12 protein-coding genes and 1 pseudogene are annotated in these 17,214 nt (G+C 59.2%); 10 read left to right on the top strand and 3 right to left on the bottom strand.

What is annotated here, in order from left to right; translation table 11 throughout:
* A pseudogene (locus BMY53_RS18550) lies at positions 1-374 on the bottom strand (transposase); the annotation flags it as partial.
* Positions 375-1,028: 654 nt separating this feature from the next.
* Between BMY53_RS18550 and BMY53_RS18555 the strand changes: the two are divergent.
* From BMY53_RS18555 to BMY53_RS18560, 4 genes are read left to right on the top strand one after another with little or no spacing between them, the layout of a single operon-like run.
* On the top strand, positions 1,029-2,327 hold the full coding sequence (locus BMY53_RS18555; protein WP_092947986.1) for an HlyD family secretion protein: 1,299 nt from the start codon (positions 1,029-1,031) through the stop codon (positions 2,325-2,327).
* 48 nt (positions 2,328-2,375) lie between these two features.
* Positions 2,376-2,900: a hypothetical protein gene (locus BMY53_RS25500; RefSeq protein WP_143074137.1), complete on the top strand. Its 525-nt coding sequence runs from the start codon at positions 2,376-2,378 to the stop codon at positions 2,898-2,900.
* Positions 2,901-2,958: 58 nt separating this feature from the next.
* Positions 2,959-3,528: a hypothetical protein gene (locus tag BMY53_RS25505; RefSeq protein ID WP_143074138.1), complete on the top strand. Its 570-nt coding sequence runs from the start codon at positions 2,959-2,961 to the stop codon at positions 3,526-3,528.
* A gap of 2 nt (positions 3,529-3,530) precedes the next feature.
* Positions 3,531-5,651, top strand: a complete 2,121-nt coding sequence (locus tag BMY53_RS18560) for a peptidase domain-containing ABC transporter (RefSeq protein ID WP_092947987.1) — start codon at positions 3,531-3,533, stop codon at positions 5,649-5,651.
* Positions 5,652-6,315: 664 nt separating this feature from the next.
* Here BMY53_RS18560 and BMY53_RS25510 read toward each other — a convergent pair.
* The gene (locus tag BMY53_RS25510) at positions 6,316-7,248 is read right to left on the bottom strand and encodes a hypothetical protein (RefSeq protein WP_143074139.1); all 933 of its coding nucleotides are present in this window, start codon (positions 7,246-7,248) and stop codon (positions 6,316-6,318) included.
* Positions 7,249-7,916: 668 nt separating this feature from the next.
* Between BMY53_RS25510 and BMY53_RS18570 the strand changes: the two genes are divergently transcribed.
* Entirely contained in the window at positions 7,917-9,203 is a 1,287-nt protein-coding gene (locus BMY53_RS18570) for an MFS transporter (protein ID WP_092947989.1), read from the top strand.
* Between the two features lie 27 nt (positions 9,204-9,230).
* Here BMY53_RS18570 and murI read toward each other — a convergent pair whose 3' ends face one another.
* A complete protein-coding gene (murI, locus tag BMY53_RS18575; protein WP_092947990.1) occupies positions 9,231-10,136 on the bottom strand; it encodes a glutamate racemase in 906 nt (301 codons plus the stop codon).
* A 209-nt stretch (positions 10,137-10,345) separates the two neighbouring features.
* Here murI and BMY53_RS18580 point away from each other — a divergent pair, with 209 nt between their 5' ends.
* From BMY53_RS18580 to BMY53_RS18605, 5 genes are all read left to right on the top strand, one after another.
* Entirely contained in the window at positions 10,346-11,095 is a 750-nt protein-coding gene (locus BMY53_RS18580; protein ID WP_092947991.1) for an electron transfer flavoprotein subunit beta/FixA family protein, read from the top strand.
* 22 nt (positions 11,096-11,117) lie between these two features.
* Positions 11,118-12,047 carry an electron transfer flavoprotein subunit alpha/FixB family protein gene (locus BMY53_RS18585; RefSeq protein WP_092947992.1) on the top strand — a complete coding sequence of 310 codons (930 nt, stop codon included), beginning with the start codon at positions 11,118-11,120 and terminating at the stop codon, positions 12,045-12,047.
* Between the two features lie 142 nt (positions 12,048-12,189).
* Positions 12,190-13,983 (top strand): acyl-CoA dehydrogenase, encoded by a 1,794-nt coding sequence (locus BMY53_RS18590; RefSeq protein ID WP_092947993.1) that lies wholly within the window; start codon positions 12,190-12,192, stop codon positions 13,981-13,983.
* A 71-nt stretch (positions 13,984-14,054) separates the two neighbouring features.
* A complete protein-coding gene (locus tag BMY53_RS18595; protein WP_092947994.1) occupies positions 14,055-15,017 on the top strand; it encodes an NAD(P)H-dependent flavin oxidoreductase in 963 nt (320 codons plus the stop codon).
* A gap of 539 nt (positions 15,018-15,556) precedes the next feature.
* A complete protein-coding gene (locus BMY53_RS18605) occupies positions 15,557-17,098 on the top strand; it encodes a methyl-accepting chemotaxis protein (protein WP_092947996.1) in 1,542 nt (513 codons plus the stop codon).
* The last annotated feature ends 116 nt before the right edge of the window (positions 17,099-17,214 follow it).

A 17,214-nucleotide genomic window follows, 5' to 3' on the forward strand; every position in this document is an offset into this window, starting at 1 on the left:
GGGCTTATAGCTGGGTGTGGCTCGCGACATGCCGATGAGCCCGCAAGCCCGACGCAAGCTCAGGCCACGCTCGCGAGCGAAGTCGACCTGGGCATGTCGAGCCGGCGGGCTCACCATTTTTTTGCGTTGATCTCCTTCAGGACCTCGATGTCCAGGTCACGCTCGGCCAGCAGCTTCTTGAGCCGGCTGTTTTCCAGCTCCAGGGCCTTCATGCGTTTGACGTCAGAGACTTCCAACTGGCCGAAGTGCTTACGCCAAGCGTAGATCGTGGGCTCGCTGACCTTGTGCTTCTTGGCCGCCTCGGCCACCGTGGTGCGGTCTGCCTCGCGCAGGATCGCCACCATCTGCTCTTCCGTGAATCGACTCTTTCTCATGGGCTCCTCTTGGGATGGAGCCATCTTCTCTGGAAATCAATGTCTCGGAGAAACCGGGCAGGTCAGAGCCATGGACGAAGAAAACTTCTAGGCCGATGTGCGCGTCGAAGAGCATGAACTTGGCGTCTTCGTGCCGGCCTTCGTAATGGGGCGTTGGCGACGATCCCGATCAGGTGAGCCGAGTTCCGCGCGGCAGGTAACTTGCAAGCGCAGAGGCGGCATGTTGCTCAGCCCAACTGGCCGAGTTCTTCGATCCAAGCGACGCGATCAAGACAGACTCGCTGCTCGCGACGACGGCCTCAGCTTGAGGCCGTCGGCGCCACGGTCATTTGCTCTTAGCCCCGCCCTTCGGCCGAGTCGTCGCCATCGATCTGCATCACGAGGTTAGGCAACTCGGCATGAACGGCGAGCCGGAACCCGGCAATATGTTCCTTCCACCGAGCTCCATCTACTTCCGACTGAAGCTGCGCGCGCGAAGGCCCACGAGTGCGCTCCAAAGTGTCTTTCTGGCGAACAAAGCCCTCTGCGTCGCATGGGGACGCTTGCGGCTATGTCCCTCCAATAACGCGCATCCCCCTTTTTGGTGAGTGACCGACAGCCAAACTACAGTAAGACTTTTTGGCAAGTTCCCTATCGAACATCTGAGTCGAACCTATGAACGGATCGAACACCAGCCCCTTGTTCCGCCTGCAAGCAATCGAAGCACAGTCAGGAAACTGGCTGGGAGAAATCCGTATTCATCGAAGTATGACATCGAATGTTCTCACGATGGCACTGGCTTTAATGATCGGTTTGATCGGGTATTACCTCTGTGTGGGAAAGATTGCCAGAAAAACGCACGTGGCGGGATATCTTACTTCCAACGCTGGAATTGTCCCAGTGGCCTCTATGCAAAGCGCTGTGATCAAAACGCTTTTTGTCAAAGAGCACGATTATGTTGAGGCGGGGCAAGTACTCGTCGAGATGGAGAGTGACTTGCATTCGAAGGTTGGGAGTGTTGCGGCCTCGCTTAGGGAAACGTACGAAAAACGCCGAGTATCCCTGCTCGAGGAAAAGCAGTCACTCGAAAGGCAGTTCAAAATTCGCGCGGAGTTTGGTGCCACCCGCTTGCAGCTAGCTATTCGGGAGGCCGAAGCTGCGAACGTAGAAATAGTAACCACAAAGCAACGAATTGCCCTGGCCGAAAAAACACTTGAAAAATTCGCCAAGCTTGAGGGTGAGGGGTATGTATCCAATCTGCAGTTGCAACAGAAGCAAGAAGAATTGCTCGAACTTAGATTGAGAGAGCAGGCACTAGCTAAAAACGCTCTTATAGACGCTAGAGAAATTGAACGCTTACGTAGTGAACTGACCGAAGCGAGTGGCGCACTTCATTCGGCCGTAGCGCAGATATCCAGAAACCTTGCCCAGATCGATCAAGAAGAAGTCGAGCTAGGCTCTAGGCAAAGTTCGATATTGAAGGCGCCAGTGGCGGGTTATGTTGGCGCAATTTATCAACATGTAGGTCAACTGAGTCAGGCGGGTCAAACAACCTTAGCACTGTTTCCCGAAGCGAAAAATTCCAAACAACTCGAAATACATATCTACGCCCCCAGCAGATCTATAGGCTTTGTAGAAGAAGGTCAGGTCGTTCGATTGAAATATTCGGCATTCCCTTCTCAGAAGTTTGGTGTTTCTCAAGGAAAAGTTATGGCTATTAGCCAAGTGCCGACAGGTGCTCAAGATCTTCCCGTAGGAAGGGCGCAATCGATAACCACTGCGAACATGACTACTGAGCCGCTGTATCGCATAGTGGTTGAACCACAAAACGAAAAGATTTACGCATTTCATAGGTGGCATGATTTGAAGCCCGGTATGACGGTTGAAGCTGAAATCATCCACGAGGAGCGAGCGATCTGGGAGTGGTTGCTCGAGCCGGTTCTGTCAGTAAGCAGGGTCGATTCTGTAAGCTGACGGGCGTCACGCTCTCGCTTAGAGCGTAATTTAAAGGGGAGTTTAGACATGCGCGTAATTTCGCGGGAAGAGCAGAAGCAGGTCGGTGGAGGACTTCTTCCCATTGCCCTAACTGGTGCAGTCATCGGAGCCGCCGTAGGTGGCGTAACCCAGATGATCCAGAATGGAATTCAAGGAGATGCGGTGTTTAACAATGTCGGACAAGCCATGCTGGAAGGTGGTTTGTTCGGCGCTATGCCAATAGCGAACGCAGGCCAAATCGTCAAGGCAATTTGGACATTCAATGCCACCTTAGGAGTGCGCATGGTGTTTGCGGTCGCCCATCAGGTAGGCCAAGCAGGCACCAACGGTACCGTCGAGGTCTCCGACATAGTTGCGTATGACTCTGACGGCAACCAGATTGGCTACCAAGCAATTCCAAACTCGACTGGCGCGCCGAGCACCGGGTATTCCGGTGGCACAGGACTCGGCGGAAATGTCGGCCCGATCGGAGGAGGCAGTGGCGGCGGCGGCTCGATTGGCGGAGGTGGGGGAACGATCTCGACCGGTCCGGTCAAAGCAATTGACCCATAATTACCAAATGTTTTGAACATAGCCTCGGTTAATACCGAGGCTCTAGCGAGAAGCTGTCATGGATCGAGCGACCTCAATTTCCATAATATTGGGACTTCCACTGATACTTTTTATCGCAATCGCATTCGCGGCTTGGCGAATGCAACGCATGAAAATTCGTCGCAAGATATTTACTCATTCCAAGAGAAGCATTCGAGTCTACCTCGGATTTTCCGCGGTCGTCATTTCAGTAGCTTATTTGCCAATAGTAATAGCGCTTCTCAATCTCCAGAAACTTGCGCCGCTGCAGGCCCGTGACTACAGCGAATTGATGCTAATTTCCATCGTTGGTTGCGGTTTTGCAGCTTGGGGAAGTCTGCCTCCGTTTTTGGAATACGCATTTATCGATCAAGGGAGGATTTATTGGTTTCCGGCGATCGGAACAAGTCGAATGGTAGAAATCGATGAGGTTTTGGATGCGACCTTGGCAAAGGGCCCAAACTCAATAGGCGTTGCGTTGAAAACCTCACGGTCGTCGATTTACATTAAAGCGTCTTTAGAACAGGAATTTTGGAATTCAATATTGAGATTGCGGCCGTACTTCCCCTTTAGTCCTACGGTTAAGAAAACGCTTAAACTTGCGAGCTGACCATGGGGTTTTTGCAATCGGAAGCAGCGGAGTGCGGGGTCGCCTGTTTGGCGACCATTGCCGAACATCACAATCTGCCAATAACTCTTACGGAACTAAGGAGTAGATTTTCTGTTGGGTTAAAGGGCGCCACTTTGGATCAGCTTTCGGATTTCGCAACAGAGATCGGTTTCCATCCCCGTGCAGTGCGTCTGGAGGTTGAAGAGGTCCCACAACTGAGCGTGCCCTGCGTTCTGCATTGGGGTATGTCCCACTTCGTGGTTCTCTTATCGTCCTCGCCGAAGCGTGCGCGGATATTCGATCCAGCGATCGGGGAAAGACGGCTTTCCCAAAAACAGCTATCAGAAGGCTTTACTGGCGTCGCACTTGAACTTTCACCTGCCAAGGTTTTTTCTCGGCGGCGTGAAGTGCCCAAGGTCACCCTCCGCGATTTAACAGGACGAGTCACGGGGCTTTATCGCTCCCTTGGACAACTCTTTCTTGCCGCATTTGTGCTGCAAATCTTTGCGGTTCTGTCCCCTATTCTTAATCAGATTATCATCGATGATGCGGTCAACTCGGGCGACACATCTGCTCTACAAGTGTTAACCGCTGGTTTGTTATTAATATTACTCACACAGACCCTAGTGAGTTCAATACGAAGCTGGTTGTCTCTCATACTTGGCCAGAGCATGTCGTTGCAGTGGACGAGCAATGTGTTCGCCCACCTGGTGAAGCTGCCGATGAGATACTTTGAGACCCGACATCTTGGCGATGTCACTTCGCGATTTTCGTCAATCAACGCGATTCAGCAAACGATTACGCACTCTGCAGTAGAGGCGGTTCTCGATGGACTTATGGCTTTAATCGCGTTAATCCTGATGTTTACTTATTCCGCGAAACTGGCTGGGGTTGTGGTTGCGGCTTCTTTACTATTTGGTATTTTCAAGTTGATTGGTTTCCGAATCAGCCGACCGATATCCGGTGAGAAGGTTCTTCTTTCGGCCAAAGAGCAAACACATTTTCTCGAAACGCTAAGAGCAATTCAACCTCTGAAGCTTTTCAACAGGCACGAACAAAGAAGAGCTCGTTGGCAAAATCTAATGGTCGCTGTGTTTAACAAAGACGTTACGCTTGCCAAAATCGATATTTCCTTCAATGCTGCGCAAAGTCTAGTGTTTGGTGTGGAAAATATTGTCGTGTTCTATATGGGTGCGTCGATGATTATGAGCCCTTCAGAGGGTTCTCTGTTTACTATCGGCATGCTTATGGCGTTCTTGAGCTTTAAGGGACAATACACCGGTCGAATCTCAAACTTAGTCAACTTCGCCTTTTCTGTTGGTTTGCTTAATGTGCACTATGACAGGTTGTCAGATATTGTGGCAACTCCGCCGGAAAATGATAAGAGCGAACGTGCTGATTTGTCGGACTTGCAGGGGAGCGTCGAACTTAAGGATGTTTGGTTTAGATTTTCACCTCGTGAGAGGTGGGTGTTGCAGGGTGTCAATCTAAAGATTGAGCAGGGCGATGCTCTCGCAATCGCGGGTGCCAGTGGCGGCGGGAAAACGACTTTGCTGAAACTTATATTAGGTATTCATCGCCCCGTGGAAGGTCAGGTGCTGATTAGTGGCATTCCTCTCGAAACGCTCGGTTATGACAACGCCAGACGCATGATGGCGGCGGTGATGCAGGATGACTCACTTTTGGCCGGGACGATACTGGATAATGTTACTTTTTTCAGTGAACGACCTGACAGAGCCCGTGCGCAATGGGCATGTAAGGTCGCGCAGGTTCATGGTGAAATAATTCAAATGCCAATGGGCTACAACAGTCTCATAGGTGACCTCGGGACAGGTCTTTCAGGAGGGCAAAGACAACGTATCGTATTGGCGCGTGCCTTATATCAAGATGTGAAAATATTGATAATGGACGAGGCAACCAGTCACTTGGATGTGGATAACGAGCGCAAACTGAGTGCTGAACTTCGGAAGCTGCAAATAACACGAATAGTAGTCGCACACCGACCGGAAACCATTGCTTCCGTGGGAACGGTAATCAATTTGATAGGGGGAAGGGTCGAGGCTGTGCAGACCGATCCAGTAGGGTCGATCCGCGGGATTGACTTTGCCAGTAGTGCGGCGTAGCAGATCTGCCTCGCTATTTGCTTGCTTGTTTCGCGGGGGAGGAACCGTTGCGGTCGCTTGAACGTTGACTTCGGCGGCTGCCCATCGTGCCGATGCTCAGCCAACGTCGCGCTGCTGTCTCGCCAGGAGCCGGCGCGCTGCTTGAGCCTCGACATGTGGTAAAGCCCGCGGTGCCTGCGAAATTTCGCCCGCACAATTCCCGCCCAAAGTTCTTTAAGGCGTTGATCTAAAATGGAAACGTGGTGCCCGTCCCAGGTACCAATGCGGTTTTCCGGCGCTTCCCAGTGAGTCCTGTGACGGCGACATTCGCCAAGGGTTGCTGCGGCCGGGAGGTCACGGCATCGACGTGGCGTTCGTGGCCCGGCAAGGGCCTGCCAAGCGAACCGGTGCGCGAAATGCTCATCGTACATCCACACTCTAGCCTGAGAATGCGCTCGCCCAGTGAGTTCAGGCAGCATCAGCGCCCGACCCAGATGGGGCTCGCTTCAACCAACGCATAGACCGTGTCCGGTTGTGCGGGGCCGAGACCAGCGAAACCATCCGCTCAAATGAGCGCTCGGATTACGAGGTCTACCACGTCATGCTCACGCATTTCTTGGCGACCTTGAAGGGTAATACCAGGCGGCCAAGGGGACATCGATGTACCCCTCGAAAGCCTGCGGGTTTAGGGCCTGCTTGTATCTTGAGGCAAGAAGGCTTCGATATTTCCGGCTTCCAAGGCATCACGAATGGCAGCCGCTAGCGTTGCGATGCGAGCCCTTTCTGCTGCACTCTTGTCCTTCAGTATTTCATCGATGGGAGCGTTCGGGCATTGGACGGTCGTATTGCAGATGATGAGATAGCGTAGGTCTTGATTCCCTGAGTCAGAAAAATCTGAGCCCATAAGAAAATAAAGCGATGCAGCGGACTGGAATTCATTCGCCTCTTGATCCTTAAAAATTTTCCCGTTGAAAAAGATGGGGCCTCCGTCCATTCCAGCTATATCTCTATAGGCAGATGCCAGCTGACCTTGTTGGTTGAGTTGTTGCAATGCAAGCCGCCGATCTTGGAATCTGGTGGCATTTGTCATTTGCTTCTTTGCATTCTCGAACGCTTGGCCATAAGTGTCGTCCGATAAAGGGTGCTGGAGTTCTTTGTCTTCGAATACATCTCTGCATCGCGCTTCAGTCGATTGCATCGAAGCGGCACGCCGAGCTTCAATTTCTCCATCGCGCGAAGATTTGGGAGATCCGTCGAGTTCGAGCTGCTCGGAGGTGTAAAACCTATAGCGATATATGCTTCCAATGGCCTCTTTGCATAAATCTACTAGCATGGCTGCCTTGGCGTAGGAGCCGGGTATCTTTTGTTGCCTGAGGCGCGTGATTTCCGCGTAGGGATTATCCGCTCGGGTGAGGATCTTCGCAGGAATATCGAGGGAAGCGGCAGCGGCCGCGGAAATTGGCAGTGCCGGGGCCAGAACCACCGGCGGCGGCGCATACGGCGGCCGAGAAGCGGCCTCGGTTTCGCGAGGGCGCTCCCCCTCTTCAGCTTGCGTAAGGAGTAACGCCGCCGTAAGCGCGGCTGCGACTCCTAGCAGCCAAAGTAGCTTTATTCGCATGGGCTCGCACTATCGAAGCTTCGAAATAGGGCGTCAACAGCTCCCTGTGTTAAGAAAGGCGCGACGACACTTTGAAGGTACTGTATTGCCGGTCAAATACTCCACAGTGAGAGCAGCCAAGCGGGCGCTTGCAGACCAAAGTTCCTTCATTTTGAGCATGGACTCGGCTTGTGAGAACCGTCGAAAACTGAGCTGAGCAGTTGACTATCGGAAAGCTAGTTGCCAACAGTCCGTCTCTGCAGTGCCGGTGCCGGGTCAGATTCATTGAGGATATAGAAGTTGTCCACAGTATTGTTGGAAGGAACACAATGATTTTCGGACGGCGGAAAGTACATCCCTCCTTGGGGGGTATGTCCCACATGCTTGGTATGTTTCCACTGTACGGCCGATGCCCCGCGTATGGGCCTTGGGCGTGCTCTTCATATGGTGTTCCGGCCACCGTGTTATCGAATGAAAACTTGTTATCCGTTTCAGGTATCAGCGATTGTCGACAAGCCCAGTCCAAGCCCGGCAGAGTCATCCGGCCTGTCCCTTGATTGGGTTGCTCCCTGCTTGCTCGCCAGTGGTATTCAGCAGGGCTTGCTCAGCCGTGCGTATGCAAAGCCAGCCAGCAGCGTCACTTGCGGATGCAGTGTTGCTGACCCGCGCGGTGCTCTTACACTCAGACCATGTTCGGTCAGGAACTGTTGAACCCCGGCGTTCGGCGCCGCGAAGTGTTGGGCTGGTCGATGTACGACTTCGCCAACTCCGGCTACACGACGGTGGTGCTGACTGCCGTCTACAACGCTTATTTCGTGGCCGAGGTGGCCAAGGGGCAGGCGTCCGCCACGCTGCTGTGGACGGTGCTGATCGCCGTCTCCAGCCTCATCGTGATGGTGACCATGCCGGGCCTGGGGGCCTGGGCCGATGCACATGGCGCCAAGAAGCGCCTGCTGGCCTTCTGCACCGCCGGTTGTGTCCTGACCACTGCCGCCTTGGCCTTCCTGGGCGCATCGGCGCTGTGGTGGGCCGCCGCCGCCGTGGTGTTCTCCAACGTCTTCTACTCCTACGGCGAATCCGTCATCGCCGCCTTCCTGCCTGAGTTGGCCCGGCGCGATGCGCTGGGCCGCGTGTCCGGCTGGGGCTGGGCCTTCGGGTATCTCGGCGGCATGCTGTCGTTGGGGTTGTGCCTGGCCTATGTGCTGCAGGCGCAGGCCAGGGGGCAGGCGGCTACCGAGTTCGTGCCAGTGACCATGTGGATCACGGCTGGCGTCTACCTGCTGGCAGCCCTGCCCACCTTTGTGCTGCTGCGCGAGCGTGCCGACCCCTGCTCCATTCGCCGGGCTGCCCGCATGGGCTCGGGCCTGGCCGAGTTGCTCGCGTCCTGGCGCCGCGCCAGCGCCTATCCTGATTTTCTGAGGCTGCTCGCCTGCGGTACGTCCTATCAGGCAGGTATCGCCGTGGTCATCGCGCTGGCCGCCGTCTATGCCGACCAGGCCCTGGGCTTCACGCAGACCCAGACCATGGCGCTGGTGTTTCTGGTCAACATCGCGTCGGCCGTCGGGGCCTTCGCATTCGGCTACTACGAGGACCGCATCGGCCATCAGCCCGCCCTGGCCTTCACGCTGGTGGGCTGGATGTTGATGACGGTGCTGGCCTTTGTGGCCACCAGTGCCTGGCTATTCTGGGTGGCCGCGTTGATCGCCGGGCTCTGCATGGGCTCCAGCCAATCCTGCGGGCGCGCCCTCGCAGGCGCCTTGGCGCCACACGACCGTCTGGCCGAGTTCTTTGGCCTGTGGACCTTTGCCACCCGCCTGGCGGCCATCATCGGGCCGCTGACCTACGGCGCCGTGACCGCACTCACCGCCGGCAATCACCGCCTGGCGATTCTCTCCACGGGAATGTTCTTTGTGCTGGGATGGGTGCTGCTGAAGCGAGTGGACATGACCCGAGGCATGGCGCGGGCGCTGGTCTGAGTTGCGTGTAACCGCGCCACCCGCGCATCAGACATTGACCCGCGCAGCCTCGGCGCTGGCCCACCCCAAGGCTTCACGAGCGAGCCGTTGCAATGGCGCCGGGTCGCCGGTGCTTTGCAGCACCATCGGGCTGTCCGGCCGCGCAGGCAGGTGCAGTGATTCCCACAGGCGCTGCGCCTGCCGGGCCACCGCATCTTCGATATTGAGCAACTGAACCTCGCTGCCCAGCGCCGCCTGAATGCGGTCCTGGATCAACGGATAGTGGGTGCAGCCCAGCAGCACCGTGTCCACGCCAGCGGCTTTGAGGGGCTCGCAATAACGGTCCACCAGCGCCCCCAGTTCGGGGTTGCCGAGGTCCCCCTGCTCAATCAACGACACCAGCCCCGGGCAGGGCTGGCTCACCAGCGAGACATCGCTTGCATGGGCCGCCACCAGCGCCTCATAACGTCGGCTGGCAATGGTGGCGGTGGTGGCCATCACGCCAATGCGGCCATTGCGTGTGGCGGCTACTGCAGGTTTGACGCCGGGTTCGATGCCCACCACCGGCCAGCCCGGCCAGCGTTCCCGCATGGCATTCACCGCGTGGGCGGTGGCCGTGTTGCAGGCCACGACCACCATGCGTGCCCCCGCCTCGCGCAGATGCTCGGCCACCCGCAGGCTGCGCTCGCGGATGTACTCACTGCTGCGGTCACCATAGGGCGCGTGCGCCGTGTCCGCCACATAGTGCAGCGGCACGTCCGGCAGCCGTGCACGAAGCGCCTGCAGCACGGTCAGGCCGCCCACCCCGGAATCAAACACGCCGATGCTGGCGACGCCAGTGCCAGTGCCAGTGCCAGTGCCAGCAGCAGGACTGTCCAAGGTTCGGGTTTTCACCGAGGGGCTGTCGGGTTCCAACGGCTGCGCGGCGCTGCGGGAAGAGGAGGGCTTCGTCATCAGGGTGGGCAGTCTAGAAGATTCCAGCACTTTCACTTGGCAGCCGGACGCGCATGGCTAGAATAGAACGATCGTTCGTTTTATTTTCCGGTTCAAGTTCTGGTACGGCTCTTTGCCCAAACGCGTCTGACCGATCGGTGACACGGGGGCGGCGCAGGCCTCCCATAGAATCGAATTAACGTAAACGTCAATACGCCTGGAGTGCTTCGATGAAGGTATTGGTCCCCGTCAAACGAGTCGTCGATTACAACGTCAAGGTGCGCGTCAAGAGCGACGGCACTGGGGTAGACATCGCGAATGTGAAGATGTCGATGAACCCGTTTGACGAAATCGCCGTCGAGGAAGCTGTGCGCCTCAAGGAAAAGGGTGTGGTCACCGAAGTGATCGCCGTTTCCTGTGGTGTCACGCAATGTCAGGAAACCCTGCGTACCGCGATGGCCATTGGTGCTGATCGCGCCATCCTGGTCGAGACCGACGCCGAACTGCAGCCGCTGGCCGTGGCCAAGCTGCTCAAGGCGCTGGTTGACAAGGAACAGCCGCAACTCGTCATCCTGGGCAAGCAAGCCATCGACGACGATTGCAACCAGACCGGCCAGATGCTGGCGGCGCTGACCGGCCTGCCGCAGGGCACCTTCGCCTCCAAGGTCGAAGTGGCCGATGGCAAGGTGGCCGTCACCCGCGAGGTGGACGGTGGCCTGGAAACTGTCAGCCTGACGCTGCCGGCGGTGGTCACCACCGACCTGCGCCTGAACGAGCCGCGCTATGTGACGCTGCCCAACATCATGAAGGCCAAAAAGAAGCCGCTGGAGATCGTCAAGCCGGCGGACCTGGGTGTGGACGTTGCCCCGCGCATCAAGACCTTGTCGGTGGCCGAGCCGCCCAAGCGTGGTGCGGGTGTGAAGGTGCCGGATGTGGCCACACTGGTCACCAAGCTGAAGACCGAAGCCAAGGTCATTTAAGTCGACCTGATTGGAGATTCAAATGACCATCCTCGTTATTGCTGAACACGACAACGCCTCGCTGAAGGGCGCGACCCACCACACCGTCACGGCCGCGTCGGCCATCGGTGGTGATGTGCATGTGCTGGTGGTGGGGGCCAACGCCGCTGCTGTGGCGCAGGCTGCCGCCAAGATCTCTGGCGTGACCAAGGTGCTGCACGCCGACGGCGCGCAATTTGCTGACGGCCTGGCCGAGAACCTTGCCGCGCAGGTGATCGCCGTCGCCAAGGACTACAGCCACCTGCTGTTCCCCGCCACTGCCGCCGGCAAGAACGTGGCACCGCGCGTGGCCGCGCTGCTGGACGTGGGCCAACTGAGCGACGTCACCAAGGTGATCAGCGCGGACACCTTCGAGCGACCCATCTACGCTGGCAACGCCATCGCCACCGTGCAGTCGACCGACGCCGTCAAGGTGCTGACCATCCGCACCACCGGCTTCGACTCCGCCGCTGAAGGCGGCAGTGCCGCTGTGGAAAGCCTGAGCGCCGTGGCTGACAGCGGCAAGAGCAGCTTCGTGGGCCGTGAGGTCACCAAGAGCGACCGTCCCGAGCTGACCGCTGCGAAGATCATCGTCTCCGGTGGCCGTGCGCTGGGCAGCAGCGACAAGTTCAACGAAGTGCTGACCCCGTTGGCCGACAAGCTCAACGCCGCGCTGGGTGCCTCGCGCGCTGCTGTGGATGCCGGCTACGCGCCCAACGACTGGCAAGTGGGCCAGACCGGCAAGATCGTCGCACCGCAGCTCTACATCGCGGCCGGTATCTCCGGCGCGATCCAGCATCTGGCCGGCATGAAGGATTCCAAGGTGATCGTCGCGATCAACAAGGATCCGGAGGCCCCGATCTTCTCGGTGGCTGACTACGGTCTGGAAGCGGACCTCTTCACCGCCGTTCCTGAGCTGGTCAAGGCGCTGTAAGCGCGCCTGCCGTGCCGCTCCGTGAGCGTCACGCGGCACACGGTCAGGGTGGGGCAGGGGAGGCTGACTTCCCGGCACCGCCAACCGACCAAGGGCGCCCCGTCAACGACGCGCGGCGCTCTTTTTTTATCCGGAGACAACCATGACTTACCGCGCCCCGATCAAGGACATGCTGTTCGACATGCAGGCCCTGGCCGGCCTGCAGACGCTTGCTGAGCAAATCCCCGCCTTTGCCGATCACGGCCTGGACACTGCGCAGGCGGTGCTGGAGGAGGCTGCCAAGCTCAACGAGGACGTCATCGCACCGCTGAATGTCGAGGGCGATCGGAACCCGTCGTACTGGAAGGACGGCCAGGTCTTCGCCACGCCCGGCTTCAAGGAAGCCTTCCAGCAGTACGCGGAAGGGGGCTGGCAGGGGCTGCAGCATCCGGAAAGCTATGGTGGCCAGGGTCTGCCCAAGACCATCGGCACGGGCTGCGCGGAAATGGTCCAGGCCGCCAATGTCAGCTTTGCGCTGTGCCCGCTGTTGACCGACGGTGCGGTCGAGGCGTTGCTGGTGGCCGGCACCGAGGCGCAGAAGCAGCTCTTCATCCCCCGTCTGCTGTCCGGCGAATGGACGGGCACCATGAACCTGACCGAACCCCAGGCGGGTTCGGATCTGGCGCTGGTGCGCAGCCGCGCCGAGCCGCAGGGTGATGGCACCTACAAGATCTTCGGCACGAAGATCTTCATCACCTGGGGCGACCACGACATGACGGACAACATCGTCCATCTGGTGTTGGCCCGTGTGCCGGGGGCGCCGGAGGGCGTGAAGGGCATCAGCCTGTTCCTGGTGCCCAAGTTCCTGGTCCAGGCGGATGGCTCGCTGGGTGAGCGCAATGACGCGTACTGCGTCTCCATCGAACACAAGCTGGGCATCAAGGCCAGTCCGACGGCGGTACTGCAGTTCGGCGACAACGGCGGCGCCATTGGCACGCTGATTGGCGAGGAGAACCGTGGCCTCGAGTACATGTTCATCATGATGAACGCTGCGCGATTTGGCGTGGGCGTGCAGGGTCTGGCGGTGGCGGACCGGGCCTATCAGAAGGCGGTGGCCTACGCGAAGGACCGTGTGCAGTCGCGCCCCGTGGACGGATCGCAGTCGGGCCCGGCCGCAATCATTCACCACCCGGACGTGCGTCGCATGCTGATGACGCAGCGCGCGTTGGTGGAGGGCTGCCGCGCCATGGCCATCGATGCCGCTGCGGCCTATGACATCGCCCATCACCACAGTGATGCCGATGCCCGCAAGCAGGCCCAGGCCTTCTACGAATTCATGGTGCCGCTGGTCAAGGGCTACAGCACCGAGATCAGCCTGGAGGTGACCTCGCTGGGCGTGCAGGTGCACGGCGGCATGGGCTTCATCGAAGAGACGGGTGCGGCGCAGTATTACCGTGATGCCCGCATCCTGACGATCTATGAAGGCACCACGGCCATCCAGGCCAACGACCTGGTGGGCCGCAAGACCACGCGTGACGGCGGCGCATTTGCCCGTAGCGTTGCGGCGCAGATTGAAGAGACCGAAGGCGCGCTCGCGGCCAGCGGCAGCGCGGCGGCGCTGGCCGTGCGCCAGTCGCTCGCGCTGGCCCGTGCCGCTTTTGTGCAGGTGGTGGACTACATCGCTGCCAACGGCAAGTCCGATCCCAATGCTGCCTTCGCGGGCTCGGTGCCCTACCTGATGCTGGGGGGCAACCTGATGGCGGGCTGGCAACTGGCGCGTTCATTGCTGGCGGCCCAGGAGTTGCTGGCGGCGGGCCAGGATGTCGAGTTCATGCAGGCCAAGATCACCACGGCCCGCTTCTATGCCGAGCACATCCTGCCGCGCTGCCAGGCGTTGCGGGATGCGGTGGTGGGTGGGGCCCAGAGCGTGATGGCGCTGCCCATCGATGCCTTCTGAGGCTGGCCTGAACCTGTCAATCGAATCAACGATCGAATCAACGATCCGTTTTCACCACGAGGAGACACGAGGTGGCACTTTCCCCGCTGTTCAACAAGCTGCGTCTGCCGGTTATCGGTTCGCCGCTGTTCATCATCAGTAACCCGAAGCTGGTCATTGCCCAGTGCAAGGCTGGCATTGTGGGCTCCATGCCCTCCCTCAATGCGCGGCCGGCCGAGCAGCTTGAGGACTGGTTGGCCGAGATCACCGAGACCCTGGCGGCGCACGACCGTGCCCACCCCGAGTCTCCGGCGGCCCCGTTTGCCATCAACCAGATCGTGCACAAGAGCAATGACCGGCTCGAGCACGACATGGAGATGTGCGCCAAGTTCAAGGTGCCCATCATCATCACTTCGCTTGGCGCGCGCGAGGATGTGAATGCGGCGGTGCATGGCTGGGGTGGCATCGTCCTGCACGACATCATCAACAACAAGTTTGCCCACAAGGCGATCGAGAAGGGTGCGGACGGTCTCATCGCTGTGGCGGCGGGGGCGGGTGGTCATGCGGGCACCAAGAGCCCCTTTGCCCTGATCCAGGAAATCCGCGAGTGGTTCAACGGCCCCTTGGCACTGTCCGGCTCCATTGCCAGCGGGGATGCCATCCTGGCGGCTCAGGCGGCGGGTGCCGACCTGGCCTACATCGGCTCTGCGTTCATTGCCACGCAGGAGGCGCGGGCCACGGATGACTACAAGCAGATGATTGTTGACAGCGATAGTGATGACATCGTCTACAGCAATCTCTTCACGGGTGTGCACGGCAACTATCTCAAGGGTTCCATCGTCAAGGCGGGTCTGGACCCGGACAAGCTGCCCGAGAGCGACCCTACCAAGATGAACTTTGGTGGTGGCGCTGCGGCCAAGGCCTGGAAGGACATCTGGGGCAGTGGCCAGGGCATTGGCGCCATTCGGGAGGTGCTGCCCGCAGGCGAGCTGGTGGCGCGCTTCCAGGCTGAGTACCAGGCTGCTCGCAAGCGGCTGGGCCTGCTGGCGGCCTGACCGCGCGCCCGCAGCGCCCAATGAAAAAGCTCCCTGCGGGGAGCTTTTTTTCATTGCGCGCCATGGACGTGGAGGCGGATGTGCATGGACATGGGTGTGGATGTGGATGTGGATGTGGATGTGGATGTGGATGTGGATGTGGATGTGGCGTGTTGGGTAGAGGATGAGCTCGGTATAGGAAAGGGACGATTCGGTGCCCTTTTCCGTAAGTCAAGGAATGAATGGCCCGCGGAGCGGGACAGAAGGGACATGGAGGAAAAGGGTGCCGGATCGGCGCTTTCCGGTGCTACGTGCACCACATGAGGTTGCGGCATATGAAACGAACGCCACCCACCAACGCGCAGGGAGATACCGCAACACGAAACAACGGGCGATTAACAGATGAACCGCACCACTCACCCGTGAATAAGTCCTCACCCAGCCCACTTTAATCAGGGGATTGACCGGAATCCAGTTGTTACGGCTAGACCTGAAATGTAAGCAATGGTTTGATTGGCAGACATTTCAATAACTCACCTGTCGTCAAGGGAGCCGTCTTCATGAAACTGGCCGACATTCGCATCGGTTCTCGCCTCGCCGTGGCCTTCGCGGTCACCTTCGTTCTCCTCCTGGTCATTTTGGCTGTCGGCATCGGCGTCATCAACGGCGTCAACCGCACCATGAGCACCGTCGTCGAGGACCGCTACGCCCTCATTGCCATGACCACCCAGGTCAAGAGCGTCGGCGACCGTGGTGCCATCACCATCGGCCGTCTCCTGCTCTCCACCACCCCCGAGGCCACCAAGAAATTCATGGACGAATATGCCGCCATCCGGCAGTCCAACTCCGAGAACCTGGCCAAGCTCGAAAAGATGCTCAGCAGTGACGACAGCAAGCGCCTCTTCGAAGAACAGTCGGCCGCTCGCAAGGACTATGGCGTCGCCGTCCGCAAGGTCTTCGACCTCCTCGCGGCGGGCGACCGCGAAGGCGCGCTCACCGTCTACCAGGAGCAGATGGCGGCCCCCCAGGCCCGCTACTACGCCCTCATCGACAAGATGGTGGATTACCAGGCCAAGAGCATGGAAGCTGACGTCGTGGACGCCAACGAACGGTCATCCGTCGCCAAGCGCAACATGATCATCGCGTCCGCGCTGGCCCTGCTGGTCGGCATTGCCACTGCCTTCTTAATCACCCGCTCCATCACCGCCCCCATCGATCGTGCCATCCGCCTGGCCGAATCGGTGGCCGCGGGTGACCTCACCTATCGCATCGAGGTCGAAGGCAAGGACGAAGTTGCCCGCCTCATGACCGCCCTGCAGAACATGGTGGTCAACCTCCACCGCATCGTCACCGAGGTTCGCACCGGCGCGGACACCATCTCGAATGCGGCGCAGGAAGTCGCACAGGGCAACCAGGACCTGTCCGCCCGTACCGAGCAACAGGCCTCCGCGCTGCAGGAGACCGCCGCGGCCATGGAGCAGCTCACGGCCGCAGTTCGACTCAGCGCCGACCACGCCAGCGAAGCCAACACCTCGGCCTCCTCGGCCTCCAACATCGCCACTCAGGGGGGCGCGGCGGTCAGCCAGGTCGTGGAGACCATGACCTCCATCTCCACCGCCTCGCGCCGCATCGTCGAGATCATCAGCGTCATCGACGGCATTGCCTTCCAGACCAACATCCTCGCGCTCAACGCGGCCGTCGAGGCCGCCCGCGCGGGTGAACAGGGCCGTGGTTTCGCGGTGGTGGCCTCCGAGGTTCGCAGCCTGGCCCAGCGCAGCGCCACGGCCGCCAAGGAAATCAAGCATCTCATTGACGACTCCGTGGCCCACGTGGACGCCGGCAGCCGCATGGTCCAGCAGGCGGGCACCACCATGGCGGAGATCGTGACCAGCATTCGCCACGTCAGCCACATCGTGGCCGAGATCACCGCCTCCAGCCAGGAGCAGAGCGCCGGCATCGAGCAGGTCAACGTGGCCGTGGTGCAGATGGACGACTCCACGCAAAAGAACGCCGCCATGGTCGAGCAGAGCACCGCCGCCGCGCGCGCGCTGCAGGATCAGGCGCGCCAACTGAACGACGCCGTGCGGGCGTTTGCCGTGTAAGGGGCCAACACCAGGCTTGGACGGAGACAGAAGACCAGACTGGCCAAAGAGCCGGATGTCGTACGGCCCGGGAGGACCCGACCGCCGTCCGCACGGGGCCCTCAGGGGCTACAGCG

The organism is Roseateles sp. YR242 (assembly GCF_900109745.1).
GTDB lineage: Bacteria > Pseudomonadota > Gammaproteobacteria > Burkholderiales > Burkholderiaceae_C > Roseateles.